Here is a 16,025-nt window from a genome sequence, read left to right as displayed (position 1 = left end):
CGCGATGACCGACCACAGCCACACCCCGCGCACCACGCCGCGCTCTTCCGCCACCTTCGACGATTACACGCTGTCGGAAATCCGCCGCGCGGCGGCGACCGGCATCTATGACATTCGCGGCGGCGGCGCCAAGCGCCGGGTGCCCCACTTCGACGATTTGCTGTTCCTCGGCGCCTCCATGTCGCGCTACCCGCTGGAAGGCTACCGCGAGAAGTGCTCCACCGAGGTCGTGCTCGGCACCCGCTTCGCCAGGAAGCCGATCGAACTGAAGATCCCGATCACCATTGCCGGCATGAGCTTCGGCTCGCTCTCCGCCAATGCCAAGGAAGCGCTGGGGCGCGGGGCGTCCGCCATGGGCACCTCGACCACGACAGGCGATGGCGGCATGACCAATGAGGAGCGCGGGCATTCGACCCAGCTCGTCTACCAGTATTTGCCCTCGCGCTATGGCATGAACCCGGACGACCTCAAGCGCGCCGACGCCATCGAGGTGGTGGTCGGCCAGGGCGCCAAGCCCGGCGGCGGCGGCATGCTGCTCGGCCAGAAGATCACCGAGCGCGTCGCCAGCATGCGCACCCTGCCCGTCGGCATCGACCAGCGCTCCGCCTGCCGCCACCCGGACTGGACCGGGCCGGACGACCTTGAGATCAAGATCGAGGAACTGCGCGAGATCACCGATTGGGAAAAGCCGATCTATGTGAAGGTCGGCGCCGCCCGCCCCTATTATGACACGGCGCTGGCCGTGAAGTCGGGCGCCGATGTGGTGGTGGTCGACGGCATGCAGGGCGGCACCGCCGCGACGCAGGAAATCTTCATCGAACATGTCGGCATCCCGACGCTCGCTGCCGTACGGCAGGCGGTGAAGGCGCTGCAGGACCTTGGCATGCACCGCAAGGTTCAGCTCGTCGTCTCCGGCGGCATCCGCAACGGGGCGGATGTGGCCAAGGCGCTGGCGCTCGGCGCCGATGCGGTCGCCATCGGCACCGCCGCGCTGGTGGCGCTGGGCGACAATGACCCGCACTATGCCGCCGAATACGAGGCGCTCGGCACCCGCCCCGGCGCCTATGACGACTGGCATGAGGGCCGCGACCCCGCCGGCATCACGACGCAGGATCCCGAATTGATGAAGCGGCTCGACCCGGTGGCGGCCGGGCGGCGGCTCGCCAATTATCTCGCGGTGCTGACGCTGGAGTGCCAGACCATCGCCCGCGCCTGCGGCAAGAGCCATGTGCACAATCTGGAGCCGGAAGACCTCGTCGCGCTGACCATCGAGGCTGCCGCCATGGCCAATGTGCCGCTGGCCGGCACCGACTGGATACCGGGCCGCAACGGCGGATTCTGATCATCAGCCCCGCGCCTCGGCGCGGGGTTTGCACGTCACGACGACCAACGAGCCCGAACGGGCCGGGGAACAGCGAAACCGGATAGCACCATGGCCAATGACCTCGCTCATGCCGCGAAAGAACGCGGCATCAAGTATTTCCTGATCTCCTATGTCGACCTGTTCGGCGCGCTCAGGGCCAAGCTGGTGCCCGCAAGCGCCATCGGCGGCATGCAGAAGGCCGGGGCGGGCTTCGCCGGCTTCGCCACCTGGCTCGACATGAGCCCGGCCGATGCCGACCTGTTCGCCGTTCCCGACGCCTCCAGCCTGATCCAGCTCCCATGGAAGCCGGAAGTCGGCTGGCTCGCCTCCGACCTCGTCATGAACGACGAACTGGTGGCGCAGGCGCCGCGCAACGTGCTGAAATCAACCATGCTCGGCGCCGAGAGCCTCGGCTACATCATGAAGACCGGGGTGGAGTGCGAGTTCTTCCTCACCAACGCCGACGGCAGCAAGATTTCCGACGCCGCCGACAACGCCACCAAGCCCTGCTACGACCAGTCCGCCCTGATGCGCCGCTATGAGGTGATCAAGGAAATCTGCGACAGCATGTTGAGCCTCGGCTGGGGCCCCTACCAGAACGACCATGAGGACGCCAACGGCCAGTTCGAGATGAACTGGGACTTCGCCGATGCGCTGACCACCGCCGACCGGCACGTCTTCTTCAAGTTCATGGCCCGCTCCATCGCCGAGAAGCACGGGCTGCGCGCCACCTTCATGCCAAAACCCTTCATCGACCTGACCGGCTCGGGCTGCCACATGCACACCTCGCTGTGGAGCCCGGAGGGCGCCAACCTGTTCGAGGACGAGGCGGGCGAACTCGGCCTCTCCGCCCTCGGCTACGGCTTCATCGGCGGGCTGATCCATTCGGCCGACGCGCTGTGCGCCTTCACCAACCCGACGGTGAATTCCTACAAGCGCATCAACGCCCCGCGCACCGTTTCCGGCGCCACCTGGGCGCCGAACACCGTGACCTATACCGGCAATAACCGCACCCACATGATCCGCATCCCCGATGCGGGCCGGCTGGAACTGCGTCTACCGGACGGCGCCGCCAACCCCTATCTCGCCCCCGCCGCCATGCTCGCCGCCGGGCTCGACGGCATCCAGAACCAGCGCGACCCGGGCAAGCGGCTCGACATCAACATGTACACGGACGGCCACAAGGTGCGCGGCGCCAAGAAGCTGCCGCTGAACCTGCTCGACGCCATCCGCGCGCTGGAGAAATCGAATGTGCTGCGCAGCGCGCTGGGCGCGCCGCTGGTGGACGGTTACACCAAGCTGAAGCACGAGGAATGGAACGCCTATTCCCGCCACCTCACCCAGTGGGAGCGCGACAACACGCTGGATATCTGAGGGAAGTCGTCCTCGCAGACGTCATCCCGGAACGGCCGCGAGGCCGTATCCGGGATCGCATGCGGCTCTATCCTGAGCACGATCCCGGCTCTCCGGCTTTGCCTCCGGCCGGGATGACGATGCGGACAGGATCGCCCCCCTCACTCCCGCACCGCGAACGGCACCACGTCGCGGCGGTCGGGGTCGAGCACGATGGCGCGGTCGAGCGGGGGGAAGGCGCGTTCCGGGCAGGCGGTGCGCGGGCAGATGCGGCAATTGACGCCAAGCGGGTCCGGCACCGCGCCCTTCAGGTCCAGCCCGTCGGCATGAACCAGTTCGCCGGCATAGGACATCTCGCAGCCGAGGCCGAGCGCGAAGCGGCGCTCGCGCGCGCCGTGGCGGTTGGCGGGTTTCGAGGTTCCCCGGGCGAGGCACAGATAGCGCGTGCCATCCGGCATCTCGCCGAGTTGCACCAGCGTACGCGCCGGCTGCTCGAACGCCTCGTGCACGTTCCACACCGGACAGGCGCCGCCATAGCGGGCGAACTGGAAGCGGGTGGCGCTGTGGCGCTTGATGACATTGCCGGCGCGGTCGACTTTCAGGAAATAGAACGGCACCCCCTTCTCCCCCGGCCGCTGCAGCGTGGAAAGACGGTGGCACACCTGTTCGAGGCTGGCGCCGGTCATCGCCGCGAGGCGGTCGAGATCGTGCCGCGTCTCGCGCGCCAGCCGGGCGAAGCGGCGATAGGGCAGCAATAGGGCGCCGGCGTAGTAGTTCTGCAGCGACAGCCGGCACACCTCGCGCGCCGTGGCGCTGCGAAAGCCGGCCTCGGCCACATGGCGCTCGATCAGCTCACTCTGCTCGAAGCGGGCAAGCAGAGCGGCGAGGCGGAAGGCACGGCTGGCGGGATCGAGCGTGCGCGCCAGCGTCGCCACCCGGCGGTGGCGGTCATAGGCGAGAAGCGGCGCGTCGAGCTTGGACGGCGGCGCCATCTCAACGCCGATGTCGTGGCGCTGGCGCAGATGCGCCGCCAACACGCCCACCGCATCGTCGCGGCCGAACAGGTCGAGCGCGGCGTTGCGCTCCTCGCCGGCGCGATCGAGGCCGTCGACATAATTGTCGATGTAGTGGAAATGGTCGCGCACCTCCTCATAGGGAGCGAGATGGCGCGCCTCGTCGGGGGCCGCGCCATCCACCTCGCGCGCGATCGACACCACCGCGTCGTCCTGGGCGGCACGGCGCTCCTCCAGCCGGCGCAGCGCGCCGTGCAAGCGCAGAAAGGCATGGGCGAAGGCGGGGGCGTGGGTGGTGGCGTTTTTCAGATCCTGCAGGCTCGGCTCGATGCCGCGAAACACCGGATCGGCCAGCGCCTCGCGCAGATCGGCGACCACGCGGTCGAGATCGTCGGCGCCGAAACGTGTGATGTCGAGATCGAAGACGCGGCTGATGGCGAGCAGCACGGCAGCGGTGACGGGGCGCTGATTGCTCTCGATCTGGTTGATGTAGCTCGGCGACAGCGCCAGCCGCCGGGCAAAGTCCATCTGTGTCAGCCCCAGCCGTTCGCGTGCGTGGCGCACCGCATGGCCGGCGAAAACCTTCTTGGACATGAGGCAGCCTCCAGATGCCGCGGGCCGACGCCTTATCCTTCCCCCTGAGATGAGGGGCAGGGCCTGCCTCGTCGAGTTTGTGAAAATTTTACAACTTCACGATCCGCATTTTCACAGCTTATGTTCTCGCGGACAAGCGCCTAGAAAGGCTGAAAAGCCCCGCGCGGCACGCTCGCCCTGGGAGGAGCGCCATGAAGCCCATTCTCGACGAACTCGAACAACGCCGCGCCGGCGCGCGCGCTGGCGGCGGCGAAAAGCGCGTGGCCGCACAACACAGACGCGGCAAGCTCACCGCCCGCGAGCGGCTGGAACTGCTGCTCGACACCGGCTCGTTCGAGGAATTCGACACCTTCGTCCAGCACCGCTGCACCGATTTCGGCATGGACAAGGCCGAGAAGATCCCCGGCGACGGTGTCGTCACCGGCTGGGGCACGGTGAACGGGCGCAAGGTGTTCGTCTTCGCCAAGGACTTCACCGTGTTCGGCGGCTCTTTGTCGGAAGCCCACGCCGCCAAGATCACCAAGATCCAGGACATGGCGCTGAAGGTGCGCGCGCCGATCATCGGCCTGTTCGATGCCGGCGGCGCCCGCATCCAGGAAGGCGTGGCGGCGCTCGGCGGCTATGGCGAGGTGTTCCGGCGCAACGTCGTCGCCTCCGGCGTCATTCCGCAGATTTCCGTCATCATGGGCCCCTGCGCCGGCGGCGATGTCTATTCGCCCGCCATGACCGATTTCATCTTCATGGTGCGCGACACCAGCTACATGTTCGTCACCGGGCCGGAGGTGGTGAAGACCGTCACCAATGAAAGCGTGACGGCGGAAGAACTCGGCGGCGCCAAGGTGCACACGACGAAATCCTCCGTCGCCGACGGCGCGTTCGAGAACGATGTCGAATGCCTGTTGCAGATGCGCCGGCTGATCGACTTCCTGCCCGCCTGCAACCGCTCCGGCGTGCCGGTGTGGCCGAGCTTCGACGATGGCGAGCGGCTCGACCCCTCGCTCGACACGCTGGTGCCGGAGAACCCGAACAAGCCCTACGACATGAAGGAACTGATCGGAAAGGTCGCCGACGAGGGCGATTTCTTCGAGATCCAGGAGGGCTTCGCGAAGAACATCCTCACCGGCTTCGGCCGGGTGGAAGGGCGCACGGTCGGCTTTGTCGCCAACCAGCCGATGGTGCTGGCCGGCGTGCTCGACGCCGACGCCTCGCGCAAGGCGGCGCGTTTCGTGCGCTTCTGCGATGCTTTTGACATTCCGATCGTCACCTTTGTCGACGTGCCCGGATTTTTGCCCGGCACGGCGCAGGAATATGGCGGGCTGATCAAGCACGGTGCCAAGCTGCTCTTCGCCTACTCGCAGGCGACCGTGCCGCTGGTGACGGTGATCACGCGAAAAGCCTTTGGCGGCGCCTATGACGTGATGGCCTCCAAGCATATTGGCGGCGATGTGAACTATGCCTGGCCCACCGCGCAGATCGCGGTGATGGGGGCGAAGGGCGCGGTGGAGATCATCTTCCGCGCCGACATTGACGACCCCGAGAAGATCGCGGCGCGGACGAGGGAATATGAGCAGCGCTTCCTCTCGCCCTTCGTCGCGGCGGAGCGCGGCTATATTGACGAGGTGATCACGCCACGCGCGACGCGCAGACGCATCGCGCGGGCGCTGGCGATGCTGGCCTCGAAGAAGATCGAAGCGCCCATGAAGAAGCACGATAATCTGCCGTTGTGACGAACTGAGACGACGTCATGCCCGGGCTCAGCCCGGGCATCCACGACTTCCGCCGCCGCCCGCCTCCAATCCACGTCTTGGATGGCCGGGCCAAGCCCGGCCATGACGACCTGACCACGTGAAGCCGCTCGACCAGAGGCCGCTGCCCATGTTCTCCAAGATCCTCATCGCCAACCGTGGCGAGATCGCCTGCCGGGTCATCAAGACCGCCCGGCGCATGGGCATCAAGACCGTCGCGGTCTATTCCGACGCCGACCGCGACGCGCTGCATGTGGAAATGGCGGATGAGGCGGTGCATATCGGCCCCGCCCCGGCGGCCCAGTCCTATCTCGATGCGGAGAAGATCATCGCCGCCGCCAAGCAGACCGGGGCGGAGGCGATCCACCCCGGCTATGGCTTCCTGTCCGAGCGGGCGAGCTTCGCCACCGCGCTGAAAGAAGCCGGCCTCGTGTTCATCGGCCCCAATCCGGGGGCGATCGAGGCGATGGGCGACAAGATCGAATCCAAGAAGGCGGCGGCGGCGGCCGGGGTTTCCACCGTGCCGGGCTATCTCGGCGTGATCGAGGATGCGGCGCATGCCGCCCGCATCGCCGACGAGATCGGCTATCCCGTCATGATCAAGGCTTCGGCCGGCGGCGGCGGCAAGGGCATGCGCATCGCCCATTCGCGCGACGAGGTGCAGGAGGGGTTCGAGCGCGCCCGCTCGGAGGCGAAGTCCTCTTTCGGCGACGACCGGGTGTTCGTCGAGAAGTTCATCGTCCAGCCGCGCCATATCGAAATCCAGGTGCTGGGCGACAAGCATGGCAACGTCGTCTATCTCGGCGAGCGCGAATGCTCGATCCAGCGCCGCAACCAGAAGGTGGTCGAGGAAGCCCCCTCGCCGCTTCTGGACGAAGCCACCCGCCGGAAGATGGGCGAACAGGCGGTGGCGCTGGCCAAGGCCGTCAACTACGACAGCGCCGGCACGGTGGAATTCGTCGCCGGGCAGGACAGGTCGTTCTATTTCCTTGAAATGAACACCCGCCTGCAGGTGGAACATCCGGTAACGGAACTCGTCACCGGCATCGACCTCGTGGAACAGATGATCCGCGTCGCCGCCGGCGAAAAGCTGAGCCTCACGCAGGACGACGTGAAGCTGAACGGCTGGGCGGTTGAATCGCGCGTCTATGCCGAAGACCCCTATCGCGGCTTCCTGCCGTCCATCGGCCGGCTCACCCGCTATCGCCCCCCGGCGGAGGGCGTGAATGACGGCATTACCGTGCGCAACGACACCGGCGTCTATGAGGGCGGCGACATCTCGCTGTTCTACGACCCGATGATCGCCAAGCTGATCACCCACGCCCCGACGCGCGAACAGGCCATCGAGGCGCAGGCGGAGGCGCTCGACGCCTTCGCCATTGACGGCATCCAGCACAATATTCCGTTCCTCGCGGCGCTGATGGGCCATGAGCGCTGGCGGGCGGGCCGGCTCTCCACCGGCTTCATCGCCGAGGAATACAGGGACGGCTTCCACCCCACCGCGCCGAGCGAAAAGCTCGCCCGCCGGCTGGCGGCGGTGGCGGCGGTGATCGACAATGTCGGCAATGCGAGGAAGCGCAAGATTTCCGGCCAGCTCGCCGGGCGGCCGGTGGTGTTCGAGCATCAGCGCGTGGTGCGCCTCGGCGAGTTGACGCTGGCCTGCGAGGTCGACCGCGCGGCGGGCGGCTTCATCGTCAGCTTCCTCGATGACGCCGGACGGCCGCTTTCCACCCATGAGCTGCGCTCGGGCTGGCATCCCGGCGATCCCGTGTGGAGCGGCGTGTTCGACGAGGAGGCGATCAGCGTGCAGGTGCGCCCGCGTCTCAATGGCGTGGCGCTGGCCCATCGCGGCATCGCGGTGGAGGCGATCGTGTACACCAGGCGCGAGGCGGAACTCGCCGCGCTGATGCCGGTGAAGGAACAGGCCGGCAGCGGCAAGCACCTGCTCTGCCCGATGCCGGGGCTTGTCGTCGCCATCGCGGTGAGCGAGGGGCAGGAGGTGAAGGCGGGCGAAACGCTGGCCATCGTGGAGGCGATGAAGATGGAGAATGTGCTGCGCGCCGAGCGCGACGCCACCATTGCCAAGGTGCACGCGAAAGCCGGCGACAGCCTGGCCGTCGATGCCGTCATCCTCGATTTCGCCTGAGAGGTTTGCCATGGACCCGCGCCCGCTCGACCTCGCCCTCGACAGCTTCCCCCCGGCCACGCGCGCGGACTGGCTGGCGCTGGTCGACGGCGTGCTGAAGGGGGCGCCCTATGCCGCGCGCATGCTGACGCGCACCGCCGATGGCGACAGTCTCGACGCCCTGCCCGAGCGGCGGGCCGACGCCGCACCGATCGCCGGGCGGCCGCCCGGCGCGCCGTGGAAAGTGATCGCCCGGATCGACCATGACGACCCCGCCAGTGCCAATGCGCAGATGCTGGCCGATCTCGACGGCGGCGCCGATGGCATCTCGCTCGTCTTCGCCTCGGCGCCCTCGGCCGAGGGCTTCGGCCTGACGCTGCGCCACGAGGAACTGGTGGCGGCGCTGGACGGGCTGCTTCCCGAAATGGCGACGCTGCGGGTGGAGGCCGGTGCCTATCAGGGCCGCGACATCGCCCTCGCGCTGGCCCGGCTGTTCGAGAAAACGGACCCGGCCGCGCTCGATCTGCGCTTCGGGCTCGATCCAATCGGCGATTTCGCCGCGCTCGGCGCCGCGCCGCTCGACGGTGAAGCGCTGGCGGCCCGGCTCGGCCAGACCGTCACCGCGCTGCACGGACGAGGCCTGGTGGCGCCGATGGTGCGGGCGGACGGGCGGGTGCACCACGCGGCCGGCGCCACCGATGCGCAGGAACTCGCCGCCGTGCTGGCGACCGCAACCGCCTATCTGCGCGCGCTGGACGCCGCCGGCCTGCCGCTGGATGGAGCGGCGCGGCTGATCGAGGTGACGCTGACCGCCGACGTCGACCAGTTCGGCACGCAGGCCAAGCCGCGCGCCTTCCGCCTGCTGTGGCAGGCGGTGCTGGAAGAGTGCGGCCTCGCCCCCGCGCCCATCGCGCTGCATATGGAGACCGCCTGGCGCGCGCTCACCCGTCACGATGCCCATGTGAACCTGCTGCGCGGGACGCTCGCCGCCTTTGCCGCCGGCGTCGGCGGGGCGGACAGCGTGACCGTGCTGCCCTTCACCCAGGCGCTCGGCCTGCCGGATGCGGATGCGCGGCGGCTGGCGCGCAATACGCAGCTCATCCTGATGGAGGAGTCCAACCTCCACCGCGTCGCCGATCCCGGCGCCGGGGCCGGCGCCATCGAGGAGCGGACGGAGAAGCTGGCCGCCGCAGCCTGGGAGCTGTTCCGCGCCATCGAGCGCGAGGGCGGCATGGTGGAATCGCTCGCCGCCGGCGCCTGGCAGCGGCGAGTGGCCGAGGCGCGGCGCGCACGCGCGCAGGAGGTGGCGACGCGGCGGCGGCCGCTCACCGGCACCTCGGAGTTTCCGCTGCTGACGGAAGCGGCGGCGGGCGTGCTCGCCCCCGCCCGCCGCCGCACCGCCGGCGCTCCCTCCGAAGGCGCGCTGATGTGCGAGCCGCTGATCGGCGAGCGGCTGGCCGAACCGTTCGAGCGGCTGCGCGAGGCGGCGGCAGCGAGCCGGCCGCAGGTGTTTCTCGCCGCCCTCGGCACGCCGGCCGACAGCGCCACCCGCGCCGGCTTCGCCCGCGCCGCCTTCGAGGCGGGCGGCATCGCCGCGACCGGCGCGGACGGCTTCAGCGACCTGCCATCGCTGGTGGCGGCGTTCCGCGCCTCCGGCGCCGCCCTCGCCTGCCTGTGCGGGTCGGACGCGAACTATGCCGAGCGGGCGGTCGAGGCGGCGCAGGCCCTGAAGGCCGCCGGCGCCCGCGCCATCATCCTCGCCGGCAAGCCCGGCATGGAGGAAGCGGCGCAGCGCGCCGCCGGCATCGACGCCTATCTCTTCGCCGGCCTCGACCTCGTGGCCTTTCTGCGCGAGATGCAGGCGGTTCTCGGCATTGCCCGGAGGTTGGAACCATGAGCCCGGCCACAAGTTGCCCCAAGGGTAGCTCTTACGCTGCCGCCAAGCCAGGGGCAGAGCATGACAACGCTGGATCACAGGTGGCGAGGCGCCGTCTGCGGCGCAGCGCTCTGCGGAGCGCTGCTGATAGCGCCAGCCACGGCGCAGCCGACGCTGGAACCCGGACCGCACGACGGCATCTGGCGGGTCTCGGCCGAGCCGGTCTCGGGGCCGTGCGACAAGCGGCTGGAGTTCCGCCTTGCGGTGGAAGAGGGACAGATCAGCTATGCCGGCCCGTGGCCGGTGGAGGCCAGCGGGTCGGTAAGCGCGCTGGGGCTGATCGACCTCCGCGTGATGCGCGGGGCGGAGACGGTGTCCGCCCGCGGCGTGGTGCGGGGCGATGTGGCGACGGGGAAATGGGAATCGCCGGCGAAGAACTGTTCGGGTTCCTTCGTCGCGCGCCGAGCCTAGGCGGCACGCCCACAGCCGGGGAGGCTGCGCGATGAGCCGCATTCCCGATTTCGCCGCGCGGGAGTGGCGCGCCCCCCGCCCCGCCGCAGCGCCGGCCGGTACCGAGCCGTGGATCACGCCGGAAGGTCTGGCGGTCAAGCCGCTTTACGGCCCGTCCGACATTGCCGGCCTCGCCGTCGTCGACAGCTATCCCGGCCTCGCGCCGTTCCTGCGCGGGCCCTACCCCACCATGTACGCCACTCAGCCCTGGACCATCCGGCAATATGCCGGCTTCTCCACGGCCGAGGATTCCAACGCCTTCTACCGCCGCAACCTCGCGGCCGGGCAGAAGGGGCTGTCGGTCGCCTTCGATCTCGCCACCCATCGCGGCTACGATTCCGACCATCCGCGCGTGGCCGGCGATGTCGGCATGGCGGGCGTGGCGATCGACTCGATCTATGACATGCGCACGCTGTTCTCCGGCATCCCGCTCGACCAGATGAGCGTGTCGATGACCATGAACGGGGCGGTGCTGCCGATCCTGGCGCTTTATGTCGTGGCGGCGGAGGAGCAGGGGGTGAAGCCGGCCCAGCTCTCCGGGACCATCCAGAACGACATCCTCAAGGAGTTCATGGTCCGCAACACCTATATCTACCCGCCCACGCCGTCGATGCGGATCATCTCCGACATTTTCGCTTTCACCTCCAAGGAGATGCCGCGCTTCAACTCGATCTCGATCTCCGGCTATCACATGCAGGAGGCGGGCGCGACGCAGGATCTTGAACTCGCCTATACGCTCGCCGACGGCGTCGATTATGTGCGCGCCGGCATGGCGGCGGGGCTGCCGATCGACCTCTTCGCGCCGCGCCTGTCCTTCTTCTGGGCGATCGGCATGAATTTCTTCATGGAGGTCGCAAAGCTGCGGGCCGCCCGGCTGATCTGGGCGAAGCTGATGACCGAGCTCGGCGCGCGGAACCCGAAGTCGCTGCCGCTGCGCACCCATTGCCAGACCTCGGGCTGGAGCCTCACCGCGCAGGACGTGTTCAACAATGTGATGCGCACCATGGTGGAGGCGATGGCGGCGACGCAGGGCCACACCCAGTCGCTGCACACCAACGCGCTCGACGAGGCGCTGGCGCTACCGACCGACTTTTCCGCCCGCATCGCCCGCAACACGCAGCTTCTGCTGCAGCAGGAGAGCGGCACGACGCGGGCCATCGACCCCTGGGGCGGCTCGTTTTTCGTGGAAAGGCTGACCGCCGATCTCGCGCGCAAAGCGCTCGGCCATATTGCCGAGGTGGAAGCGCTGGGCGGCATGGCGAAGGCGATCGAGGCCGGCATCCCCAAGCTGCGCATAGAGGAAGCCGCCGCCACCACCCAGGCGCGGATCGATTCCGGCGCGCAGACCGTGGTCGGCGTCAACAAATACCGGCCCGACCGGGAAATGCCGGTCGACGTGCTGAAGGTCGACAATTCCGCCGTGCGGGCGGCGCAGCTCGACAAGCTGGCGCGGCTCAAGGCCGAACGCGACCGCGAGGGCGTCGCGGCCGCGCTGGCGGCGCTGGAAAATGGCGCGCGCGGCGGGGCGAACCTGCTCGCCCTCGCCATCGACGCCGCCCGCGCCAAGGCGACGGTGGGCGAGATGTCCGACGCGCTGGAGCGCGTCTTCGGCCGGCACCGGGCGGAAATCCGCGCCGTGTCCGGGGTCTACCGGCGGGAGGCGGGAGCGATGGGCGACCGGGTGGCCAAGGTGCGCGCGCGCGTCGAGGCGTTCGAGCGCGAGGAGGGCCGGCGTCCGCGCCTGCTGGTCGCCAAGGTCGGGCAGGACGGGCATGATCGCGGGCAAAAGGTGATCGCCTCCGCCTTCGCCGATCTCGGCTTCGATGTCGATATCGGCCCGCTCTTCGCCACCCCTGAAGAAGCCGCCCGTCAGGCGGTGGAGAACGACGTGCACGTGATCGGCATCTCCTCGCTCGCTGCCGGCCACCTCACTTTGGTGCCGCAGGTGAAGGCGGCGCTGGCGGCGCAGGGGCGGCCGGACATCATGGTGGTGGTCGGCGGCGTGGTGCCGCCGCAGGACTATGAGGCCGTGCGCGCCGCCGGGGCGGAGGCGATCTACCCTCCCGGCACGGTGATCGCGGAAGCCGCCGGCGAACTGGTCGACACGCTGGCCTCCCGCCTCGGCCACACCAAAGACGCGGCGGAATAGGCGCCAGGGCCTCAGCCCGGCGCCTGCACCGGCAGGTGCAGCGCCGGCGCGGCGGGGCGATAGGCGCCGCCGGAGCCGAACAGTTCCGCCACCCAGTCGACGAAAACCCGCAGCCGGCTGCTCAGATGCCGGTTTGGCGCGTAGACGACATGCAGCACGATCGGCCCGGCGTGCCATTCCGGCAGGACACGCACCAGCGCGCCGCTCTCCAGATAGGGACCGATCATCGCCTCGATGGTCTGGGTGATGCCGAGCCCGGCGAGACCGGCGGCGAGATAGGCGGTGGAATCATTGGTCGCCAGCACATGCGGCAGGCGCAACTCATAAATCTCCTCGCCGCGCACCATGTCGAACGCCATCGGCCGCCCGGTGCGGGCGCTGAAATAGCCGACGACGCGGTGCCCGGCCGCGAGGTCGCGCGGGTGCTCCGGCAGACCATGGCGGGCGATATAGGCGGGCGACGCGTAGTGCATGAGCTGCAAGGAGCCGATGCGGCGGGCGATCAGAGTCGGATCGCTGAGGTCGCCACCGCGAATGGCGCAGTCGACATTCTCCGCCAGCAGGTCCACCGGTCGGTCGGTGACGCCGAGATCGAGCTGGATGTCGGGATAGCGGGCGAAGAAGTCCGGCAGGGCGGGGATGAGGGCATAGAGCGCCAGCGAGGACGGCACGTCGATGCGCAGCCGGCCGGCCGGGCTCGCCTGCGACCGGGTCATCGAGCCGTCGAGCTCGTCGAGATCGGAGAGCAGCGCCACCGCCCGCTCGTAATAGGCGGCGCCGTCGGGGGTGACGGCGACGCGGCGGGTCGAGCGGTTGAGCAGTTTGGTGCGCAGATGCGCCTCAAGCTGCTGGATATGCTTGGTCACGGTGGGTTTGGGCATGTCGAGCAGGTCGGCGGCGCGGCTGAACGTGCCGGCCTCCACCACCCGGACAAAGGCGCGCATCGCAGCTATCTGGTCCATCGCTACCGTTTCATTATTTCCATATGTAAATAATGTTATCGCCAAACGGCTATTTTTTCGAGACCAACACGGGACTAGCTTTCGCCGCACTGCAACAGAAACAACCGTTGGAATCGGGTGGGAGCCAGCGCTTCCTCCCGGTAGTGGGCGCCATGACCGCAAGGTGGACCGAGGCAGAGCTGGACATTGACGGGGAGGCGCTGGCCGCGCGCGTCTATCGCCCCGCCACGCCGCTGCGCCCGGTGCCGCTGGTGCTGCATCTGCATGGCGGCTGCTTCGTCGACGGCGACCTCGACTGCAGCGCGCATCTGTGCCGCATCATGGCCGAGGCCGGCGCGGTGGTGGTGTCCATCGACTATCCGCTGGCGCCCGAACACCCCTTTCCGGCAGCGCTCAACCTCTCTTTCAAGGCGCTCGGCCATCTCTGCGCCGAGCGGGCGAAATGGGCGGGGCGCGGGGCGCGGCTGTTCGTGGCCGGCGAGGAGGCCGGCGCCAATCTCGCCACCGCGCTCACCCTGATGGCGCGCGATCAGCAGGCGCCACCGCTGGCCGGGCAGATCCTGATCTCGCCCATGGTCGATCCCAGCCTGTGCTCGGGCTCGATCCATGCGGCCTCGGCGGGCGCGTCGGGGTGCAAATGGGCCGATGGCTGGCACGGCTATCTCGGCAGCGCCGACCGCGCCGCCCACCCCTATGCCGCCCCGCTCGGCTCGCGCCGGCTGGGCGGGCTCGCCCCGGCGCTGATCGTCACCTCGGCGGACTGCCCGATCCGCGATGAAAGCCTCGCCTATGCCGAGCGCCTGCGCGCCGGCGGGGTGGCGGTGGAAAGCCATCTGCTCGAAGGCACCGATTGCGAAGCCGAGAGCATCGACGCCGCGCTGGAGGCCGCCCCGCTGTGGGAAGGCGTTCTGCGCGACCTGTTCAGCACCTTTCTGGCGGCGCACTCCGCCGCCCCACTTCGCACCATTCGGGCCTGAGGCCCGGGAGATTCGCCATGAGTGACAACCGCTTCGGCACCGACGCCGTCCCGAACTCCCTCGCACACGTTGCTGTCGCCCGCGAGACAACCGCCCGTTCCCGACGCGCCGGCTGGCGCGAGGCCGGGCTCGCCTTGACGCTTGCCCTGCTGGCCACCACCGGCGCGGCTTTCGTCGCCTGGCCGAGTTCCACCGCGCTCGCCACCGATCCCGCGCCGGCGGAAGCCGCCGCCCCGCCGGCCATGCCTGTGGAGGTCGCGGTACTGAAGACGCGCGACACGATGAAATGGGACGAGTTCTCCGGCCGCCTGCGCGCGGTGGAGGTGGTGGAGGTCCGCCCGCGCGTCGCCGGTGCGGTGGAGAAGATCCATTTCCGCGAGGGCGCGCTGGTCAAGCAGGGCGACCTGCTGGTCAGCATCGACCCGGCGCCGTTCCAGGCCGCGCTCGACCGGGCGGAAGCCCTGCGCGAAGCCGCCGCCGCCCGCGTCGAGCTCACCCGCAGCGAATTGGAGCGCGGCAAGCAACTGGTCGACAACCGCACCGTGTCGGTGCGCGACCTCGACCAGCGCACCAACGCCTATCGCGAGGCGCAAGCCAATTTGCAGGCGGCGGACGCTGCCGTGCAGTCGGCCAAGCTCGATCTCGGCTATACCGAGGTGCGCGCGCCGGTCGATGGCCGGGTCGGGCGGATCGAGGTGACGGTCGGCAATCTCGTCGCCGCCGGCGCGTCCTCGCCGGTGCTCACCAGCCTCGTCTCGGTCGATCCGATCTATGTCAGCTTCGATGCCGACGAGAACACCGTCGCCGAGGCCCTGGCCTCGGTCGGCGAGCATGACGTGGCGCTGACGGAGATCGACCAGATTCCGGTCGAGATCACCACCGCCACCACCGGCGTGCGACCCGTGCGCGGCCATCTGCAACTGGTCGACAACCAGGTGGATGCCTCCACCGGCACGTTCCGCCTTCGCGCCGTGTTCGAGAACAAGGACGGCCGCCTCGTTCCCGGCCAGTTCGCCCGGGTGAAGATGGGCCGCGCCAGGACCGAGCCGGCTCTGGCGGTGAATGAGCGTGCCATCGGCACCGACCAGGACAAGAAGTTCGTCTTCGTCGTCGGCGACGACAACAAGGCCGTCTGGCGCAAGGTCACGCTCGGCCCGCCGGCCGACGGGCTGCGCGTCATCACCGAGGGGCTGAAGGAGGGCGAGCGCATCGTCGTCAACGGCCTGCAGCGGGTGCGTCCCGGCGCGGTGGTCGCGCCGGAAGTCGTGCCCATGGAATCCGCTTCCGCCGCCGCCGCGACGGACCCGAACACCGCCGTCGCCGCGCGCTGATCGCAGCCCCGACGCTCTGCCTCCTTG

General features: G+C 69.1%; 11 protein-coding genes. 9 read left to right on the top strand and 2 right to left on the bottom strand.

The window, feature by feature from the left end:
- Positions 1-4: 4 nt before the first annotated feature.
- Entirely contained in the window at positions 5-1,342 is a 1,338-nt protein-coding gene (locus tag AAC979_RS01575) for an FMN-binding glutamate synthase family protein (RefSeq protein WP_371345068.1), read from the top strand.
- A 90-nt stretch (positions 1,343-1,432) separates the two neighbouring features.
- Positions 1,433-2,737, top strand: a complete 1,305-nt coding sequence (glnT, locus tag AAC979_RS01570) for a type III glutamate--ammonia ligase (protein ID WP_371345067.1) — start codon at positions 1,433-1,435, stop codon at positions 2,735-2,737.
- Positions 2,738-2,877: 140 nt separating this feature from the next.
- Here the strand turns inward: glnT and AAC979_RS01565 are convergent, their stop codons facing one another.
- Positions 2,878-4,323, bottom strand: a complete 1,446-nt coding sequence (locus AAC979_RS01565) for a short-chain fatty acyl-CoA regulator family protein (protein WP_371345066.1) — start codon at positions 4,321-4,323, stop codon at positions 2,878-2,880.
- Positions 4,324-4,514: 191 nt separating this feature from the next.
- On the opposite strand from AAC979_RS01565, the gene AAC979_RS01560 reads away from it, so the two are divergent.
- The 5 genes from AAC979_RS01560 (at position 4,515) to scpA (ending at position 12,728) form a co-directional block, all read left to right on the top strand.
- Positions 4,515-6,050 carry an acyl-CoA carboxylase subunit beta gene (locus AAC979_RS01560; RefSeq protein ID WP_371345065.1) on the top strand — a complete coding sequence of 512 codons (1,536 nt, stop codon included), beginning with the start codon at positions 4,515-4,517 and terminating at the stop codon, positions 6,048-6,050.
- A 148-nt stretch (positions 6,051-6,198) separates the two neighbouring features.
- Positions 6,199-8,214, top strand: a complete 2,016-nt coding sequence (locus tag AAC979_RS01555) for an acetyl-CoA carboxylase biotin carboxylase subunit (RefSeq protein WP_371345064.1) — start codon at positions 6,199-6,201, stop codon at positions 8,212-8,214.
- Between the two features lie 10 nt (positions 8,215-8,224).
- The gene (locus AAC979_RS01550) at positions 8,225-10,090 is read left to right on the top strand and encodes a methylmalonyl-CoA mutase family protein (RefSeq protein ID WP_371345063.1); all 1,866 of its coding nucleotides are present in this window, start codon (positions 8,225-8,227) and stop codon (positions 10,088-10,090) included.
- A 60-nt stretch (positions 10,091-10,150) separates the two neighbouring features.
- On the top strand, positions 10,151-10,540 hold the full coding sequence (locus AAC979_RS01545) for a hypothetical protein (RefSeq protein ID WP_371345062.1): 390 nt from the start codon (positions 10,151-10,153) through the stop codon (positions 10,538-10,540).
- A gap of 31 nt (positions 10,541-10,571) precedes the next feature.
- Positions 10,572-12,728: a methylmalonyl-CoA mutase gene (gene scpA / locus AAC979_RS01540; RefSeq protein WP_371345061.1), complete on the top strand. Its 2,157-nt coding sequence runs from the start codon at positions 10,572-10,574 to the stop codon at positions 12,726-12,728.
- A gap of 11 nt (positions 12,729-12,739) precedes the next feature.
- Here scpA and AAC979_RS01535 read toward each other — a convergent pair whose 3' ends face one another.
- Positions 12,740-13,690 carry a LysR substrate-binding domain-containing protein gene (locus AAC979_RS01535; RefSeq protein WP_371345060.1) on the bottom strand — a complete coding sequence of 317 codons (951 nt, stop codon included), beginning with the start codon at positions 13,688-13,690 and terminating at the stop codon, positions 12,740-12,742.
- A 152-nt stretch (positions 13,691-13,842) separates the two neighbouring features.
- Between AAC979_RS01535 and AAC979_RS01530 the strand changes: the two genes are divergently transcribed.
- Both AAC979_RS01530 and AAC979_RS01525 read left to right on the top strand, forming a co-directional pair.
- On the top strand, positions 13,843-14,667 hold the full coding sequence (locus AAC979_RS01530; RefSeq protein ID WP_371345059.1) for an alpha/beta hydrolase: 825 nt from the start codon (positions 13,843-13,845) through the stop codon (positions 14,665-14,667).
- Between the two features lie 17 nt (positions 14,668-14,684).
- The gene (locus tag AAC979_RS01525) at positions 14,685-15,998 is read left to right on the top strand and encodes an efflux RND transporter periplasmic adaptor subunit (protein ID WP_371345058.1); all 1,314 of its coding nucleotides are present in this window, start codon (positions 14,685-14,687) and stop codon (positions 15,996-15,998) included.
- Positions 15,999-16,025: the final 27 nt, after the last annotated feature.

Origin of the sequence: Ancylobacter sp. IITR112, from assembly GCF_041415945.1 — a bacterium.
In the GTDB taxonomy this organism is placed as follows: domain Bacteria; phylum Pseudomonadota; class Alphaproteobacteria; order Rhizobiales; family Xanthobacteraceae; genus Ancylobacter.
Note: the sequence above shows the minus strand (reverse complement) of the source record. Positions and strands in the feature narration are given on the sequence as shown.

What these genes read in the sequence shown, in the direction of transcription:
- AAC979_RS01575 (WP_371345068.1), top strand. Translation starts at nt 5, where the DNA reads ATGACCGACCACAGCCACACCCCGCGCACCACGCCGCGCTCTTCCGCC.
- glnT (WP_371345067.1), top strand. Translation starts at nt 1,433, where the DNA reads ATGGCCAATGACCTCGCTCATGCCGCGAAAGAACGCGGCATCAAGTAT.
- AAC979_RS01565 (WP_371345066.1), bottom strand. Translation starts at nt 4,323, where the DNA reads ATGTCCAAGAAGGTTTTCGCCGGCCATGCGGTGCGCCACGCACGCGAA.
- AAC979_RS01560 (WP_371345065.1), top strand. Translation starts at nt 4,515, where the DNA reads ATGAAGCCCATTCTCGACGAACTCGAACAACGCCGCGCCGGCGCGCGC.
- AAC979_RS01555 (WP_371345064.1), top strand. Translation starts at nt 6,199, where the DNA reads ATGTTCTCCAAGATCCTCATCGCCAACCGTGGCGAGATCGCCTGCCGG.
- AAC979_RS01550 (WP_371345063.1), top strand. Translation starts at nt 8,225, where the DNA reads ATGGACCCGCGCCCGCTCGACCTCGCCCTCGACAGCTTCCCCCCGGCC.
- AAC979_RS01545 (WP_371345062.1), top strand. Translation starts at nt 10,151, where the DNA reads ATGACAACGCTGGATCACAGGTGGCGAGGCGCCGTCTGCGGCGCAGCG.
- scpA (WP_371345061.1), top strand. Translation starts at nt 10,572, where the DNA reads ATGAGCCGCATTCCCGATTTCGCCGCGCGGGAGTGGCGCGCCCCCCGC.
- AAC979_RS01535 (WP_371345060.1), bottom strand. Translation starts at nt 13,690, where the DNA reads ATGGACCAGATAGCTGCGATGCGCGCCTTTGTCCGGGTGGTGGAGGCC.
- AAC979_RS01530 (WP_371345059.1), top strand. Translation starts at nt 13,843, where the DNA reads ATGACCGCAAGGTGGACCGAGGCAGAGCTGGACATTGACGGGGAGGCG.
- AAC979_RS01525 (WP_371345058.1), top strand. Translation starts at nt 14,685, where the DNA reads ATGAGTGACAACCGCTTCGGCACCGACGCCGTCCCGAACTCCCTCGCA.